General features: G+C 52.8%; 2 protein-coding genes. Both read left to right on the top strand.

Annotation, left to right across the window (positions count from 1 at the left end):
- Nucleotides 1–396: 396 nt before the first annotated feature.
- Nucleotides 397–909, top strand: a complete 513-nt coding sequence (locus tag AB5Y92_RS19220) for a hypothetical protein (protein ID WP_139460617.1) — start codon at nt 397–399, stop codon at nt 907–909.
- Between the two features lie 248 nt (nt 910–1,157).
- On the top strand, nt 1,158–3,673 hold a 2,516-nt coding region (locus tag AB5Y92_RS19215), incomplete at its 3' end, for a hypothetical protein (protein ID WP_368227406.1).

Here is a 3,673-nt window from a genome sequence, read left to right as displayed (position 1 = left end):
GGTGCGGTGGATCTGCACCATCCCCAACAGCACTACTACACCATGGCAGCAGTTCTTATCAGGCGCGGTTTCCCCAGTTTGAGTCGTGCGCGTGGTGGTGGGTTTTGCGCCAAGAGTTTGTCCATGGCCCCCATCCCTTGTTGATATTTTTTTTCTGGTACGATCTTGACATGGCATTCGACTATCTCTTAGATTCGCCACCGTAGTCGAACGTTACATAAGCAATAACGACCATGAAGCACCGCTAAATCCCCTCTTTATGCATTTCTGCTCGGGGCCTCAGTGTGTTGCGTACCTTTACATGTTTTCAATGAATTAAAGCAGTACACCCCATTGATAACCTCTCGTTCAAATCCGGACGGGGGGCATGTAAACCCGCGACACTTAGGAGGACCTATGTCCCAAATCGCAACTCGAAATGCCAACTCTCGTATGGCGAAAAAAGCTGAACCAGCTAGTACCCTGACCGCGATCATTGGTCGCCGATTAGTTAACTTGAGCTCGATAACTCATACCCAGCGTTATCAGCCCTTGACTAAACCTTTAGCTGAGCTGGATCAGGAGGCTTTAGAACGCCTAGGTGTGGCGATTTACAACACATCCCATCAGGTATCATTTGAGTTCATCACGGGCTCAGATGAGCAAACTCAGTATTTGAAACAAGTCCGTGAGGCACTGGCAGGTGCTGGGCTTCTTGACCAATATTTTGAGCTTCCCGATGGGACTCTACTCCTACCGCATCTTGTTCAGTCCGCTGATTACGGTGAGATGCCCAATGGTTGGGTAGTTCGTCTGTATCGTGATGGGGCCGATAAGCCCTTGATGACATGCTTGTGCTCGTCTGAGGACGCATGTATCGCTACCCTGACAGCTCTTTCTGAACGCCTCAAGGGTACCTCCGTTCAGTAAATAACCCCAAAGCCCCTTTCTGCTAGATGCAGAGAGGGGCTTTGTTTTTTTCCGTGATTACCCATCCAACTCAGCCGTCCTGAACAAGCAGCACGCAATGATTCACAAATGAATCACTCCATCACTCCAAGACCCAGAATCGCCCCAAAAGGGACTCTAATGATTCTTTCTTGTGGCTAGTGCCAGCCCTTTACTACGGAAGGCTGGAGATCATGGGTGATCACGTTGTTTTGGTCTGGAGAAATCTCATGTTTGAATTTAAGAAGGCCGAAATCGGGATTATAGAGGAAGATCAGCCCGCTCCCTCTCATCTTCCGTTCGCGATAAAGAAAGCTACGTTTGACCCCAAACAACCGCCTATCTCGCTAGCTGATGGCGAGGACCTCTGGGTCGGTATTGATGCCGAGTGGGTAACCCTTGATGGGCAAAATATCGTTTCGTCCTATCAGTACTATTGCGTCAATAGTCGTGGTGAAACCCTCGGGAAGGTCATCTATCCCGAACCTAGGAAGCGTCTCGCTTTTGAAACACTCATATCTATGGCTGTGGAGGATTGTCGTGCAGCTGGCTTAATCAAAAAGTGGCCAAGAAAGATAGTCGTCGTAGCTCACTTTCTGCGTGCCGACCTCAGTACGTTCAAAGACTTCTGGCACATGAAGGCTAGCCTGGATGGCCAGGGTGGTAGCGTGGTCGGGCAGATTATTACCGATAGTGGCTATGGCGTTGATGAAACCGCTGAACGCAAGCGCCGTGCTCCGCTAAAGCCAATCACTCTACGCGATCGCCATCGCAAGCCCCAGAGAACGACCATCCAATTTGTCGATACCCTCTTTTTATCACCCAACAAATCGCCGCTGTCAGCTCTGGGCTCAATGCTCGGCTTGCCCAAGGAGGTAATCCCCGAGGGTTACAGCATCGAGCGTATGGATGAGCTGTTGGTTGGCGACAAGGAGGCGTTTGAAAGGTATGCCCTGCGCGATGCAGAGATTGCAGTGAAATATGCCTTGAAAGTCCGCGATTTTCTTGGCGGGCAGTTTGGCTTGCAGAAGTTGCCACGATCGCTCGGCGCTGTAGGTGTGGCTGTGTTTCGTCAGCTACTCAAGGCCGCCGATGTGGATTACATGGCGGCCTTTGGGTTGGAGATCAAGAAGGAGGAGCGCTGGAATAGTGGGAAAGGGAAGGTGGCAACCAAGACGGTAAAACGCCCTTCTCCTGATCGTTGGCGGTGTGAGGCACTCGCCATCTGCTGTTACCACGGTGGTCGTAATGAGTCATTCATGATGGGCCCTACCGATATAGGGGATTGGTATGACTGGGGCTTGAAAGGTGCTTACACCACGGGGCTCTGTGACCTGTTAGTGCCTGACTACGCCAACATGTATACGAGCTCTGACCCGCAAGATTTTATCGGCCACGTCATGGGCTTTGCCTATGTCGAGTTCGCTTTCCCAACGGGCACTCGCTTCCCTTGTTTACCTGTTAGATCCGAGCAGTATGGGCTGCGCTTTCCTTTATCAGGATTTGCGTATGTCACAGCGCCAGAAATCGAATTGGCGCTATCCATGGGAGCTACCATCGCGATCAAGCACGGTGTCATTGTTCCTTGGGTTGCAGGGAGTCAGCCCTTGTTTGAGGATTTCACGCGGGTGATCCAGCAGTTACGACGGGAATATCTCAAAAAGAGCCTCGAAGAAATAATGATCAAAGAAATCGGTAACTCGCTCTACGGGAAGCTGGCCCAGGGGCTAAGCGATAAGACTGCGTTCGATACTGCTACCGGTAAGAATAATAAGATTGGGCCCTCGGCTGTGACCAATCCCTACATGGCGGCGCATACAACGGGCCTGATCCGGGCGGTGTGTGGCGAGTTGCTTCACCGGATTCCCCCCCATCGCACGGTGGTATCGCACACTACAGACGGATTCCTCACTGATGCCCAGTTGGAGGAACTTGACCAGACGGGTCCCCTGTGTCGTCGTTATCAGGCTTTATGTCAGCGGTTGCATGGTGATGAGAGTGGTGAACCCGTGCCGATGCTGGAACTGAAGCACCATGCTCGCCAGATTGTGTCTATCAAAACGCGGGGGCAATGCACCGCTATCCAAGGTGATACGCCCCCTGTGCTGGCTAAGGCTGGCGTTAAATGTGCGGGAACGACGGAGGAGCAGAACGCATGGATCCTGAGGCTCTACCTTGACCGAGAGCCGGGACAGAAGATCGACGCCAGTCACCTGATCTCGCTTCGGGAGCAGTGGCTAACGGAAAGCGACCTAATCGAAATAAAGAAGCAGAGCAGGCTGTCCTACGAGTTCGACCAGAAAAGGCAGTTGGTTAATCCCCAGATAGTAGAAGTGGCCGGTGGGTCGCATATTGCTTGCGATACGGTGCCTTGGGGCGATGCTGGCATGGCGGATCATTGCCGTGCCCGTTTCGAGGGTTGGCGAGAGGACAACTGCCTCAAGACCTTGGAGGATTGGGCTAGTTGGGAAGATTACTACGAATCTGCGCTAGCTCTGCAAGGTTCCAAGATGCGGGTTCGCGAGGATGGCTCGCTGGGCATCTTGACCCGCATTCTGACCCGTTCACTGGTGCAGAAGGCTTGGTTCGACCACACGATGACTTACGGCGAGATTTCGGCGTTGCTGACGTCGGTGGGCTTGCCCGTCACGGTCGACACCTGCAAGAACAGCAAGCGGGCCGCTCTACCGGAGAATGTTGTACCGGTGACTGGCGAGGTGTTGCGGGTACTGGCTCTGCTGCTACG

The sequence above is a fragment of the Aeromonas sp. R1-1 genome, assembly GCF_040908495.1.
In the GTDB taxonomy this organism is placed as follows: domain Bacteria; phylum Pseudomonadota; class Gammaproteobacteria; order Enterobacterales; family Aeromonadaceae; genus Aeromonas; species Aeromonas veronii.
This window is presented reverse-complemented; position numbering and strand designations above follow the sequence as displayed.

What these genes read in the sequence shown, in the direction of transcription:
- AB5Y92_RS19220 (WP_139460617.1), top strand. Translation starts at nt 397, where the DNA reads ATGTCCCAAATCGCAACTCGAAATGCCAACTCTCGTATGGCGAAAAAA.